Consider the following 1,501-nt stretch of genomic DNA (forward strand, 5'->3'; position numbering starts at 1 on the left):
ATGACTGGCGTCATAGATTCCTAGTCTCCCACCTATCCTGTACATGCAATATCGAATCCCAGTATCAAGCTAGAGTAAAGCTCCATGGGGTCTTTCCGTCCTGGCGCAGGTAACCAGCATCTTCACTGGTATTTCAATTTCACCGGGTGCATTGTTGAGACAGTGTCCAAATCATTACGCCTTTCGTGCGGGTCGGAACTTACCCGACAAGGAATTTCGCTACCTTAGGACCGTTATAGTTACGGCCGCCGTTTACTGGGGCTTAAGTTCAAAGCTTCGCTTGCGCTAACCTCTCCCCTTAACCTTCCAGCACCGGGCAGGCGTCACCCCATATACTTCACCTTTCGGTTTTGCATAGAGCTGTGTTTTTGCTAAACAGTTGCTTGGACCAATTCTCTGCGACCAACTTGCGTTGGCACTCCTTCTCCCGAAGTTACGGAGTCATTTTGCCGAGTTCCTTAACAATGCTTCTCCCGTCGGCCTTAGGATTCTCTCCTCATCCACCTGTGTCGGTTTACGGTACGGGTATGATATAAACAATAGCGGCTTTTCTTGGCACATGGCTCACGAGCTTCTCTACTTTAGTTCGATCCACGTCACGTCTTCCCATTGTATGGCGGATTTGCCAACCACACTGGTACCTCGCTTGTACCGGTTTTTCCATTCCCGGCTCTCGCTTTCCTTATGCGTCCCCACAGTTCTGTTATATCATAGTACTGGAATTTCAACCAGTTATCCATCGACTACGTCTTTCGACCTCGCCTTAGGCCCCGACTTACCCAGAGCAGATCAGCTTTACTCTGGAAACCTTAGATATTCGGCCGGAAGGATTCTCACCTTCCTCTCGCTACTCATTCCGGCATTCTCTCTTCTTAACACTCCACTGCTCCTTATCGGTACAGCTTCGTCGCAGTTAAGAATGCTCCTCTACCGATTGACATTCGTCAATCCCTAAGCTTCGGTAGTGTGTTTTAGCCCCGGACATTTTCGGCGCAAGACCTCTCGACTAGTGAGCTATTACGCACTCTTTTAATGTATGGCTGCTTCTAAGCCAACATCCTAGTTGTCTTCGAAATCTCACATCCTTTTCCACTTAACACACATTTTGGGACCTTAGCTGTAGGTCTGGGCTCTTTCCCTTTTGACCACCCAACTTATCTCGTGTAGTCTGACTCCCATACATCATCTACGCGGCATTCGGAGTTTGATATTCTTTGGTAAGCTTTGACGCCCCCTAGGAAATTCAGTGCTCTACCTCCGCAAGACTTGTATAAGGCTAGCCCTAAAGCTATTTCGAGGAGAACCAGCTATCTCCGGGTTCGATTGGAATTTCTCCCCTACCCACACCTCATCGCCACCCTTTTCAACGGATGTGCGTTCGGTCCTCCATTGCCTTTTACGGCAACTTCAACCTGGACATGGGTAGATCACCCGGTTTCGGGTCTACTCCGACTGACTTGACGCCCTATTAAGACTTGGTTTCCCTTCGGCTCCACACCTT

1 rRNA gene is annotated in these 1,501 nt (G+C 49.0%); it reads right to left on the bottom strand.

Features of this window, described 5'->3' with window-relative positions:
- Positions 1–1,501 (bottom strand): 23S ribosomal RNA (locus BUB85_RS20820); the annotation flags it as partial.

It is taken from the genome of Hespellia stercorisuis DSM 15480 (assembly GCF_900142165.1).
Classification (GTDB): Bacteria; Bacillota; Clostridia; order Lachnospirales; family Lachnospiraceae; genus Hespellia; species Hespellia stercorisuis.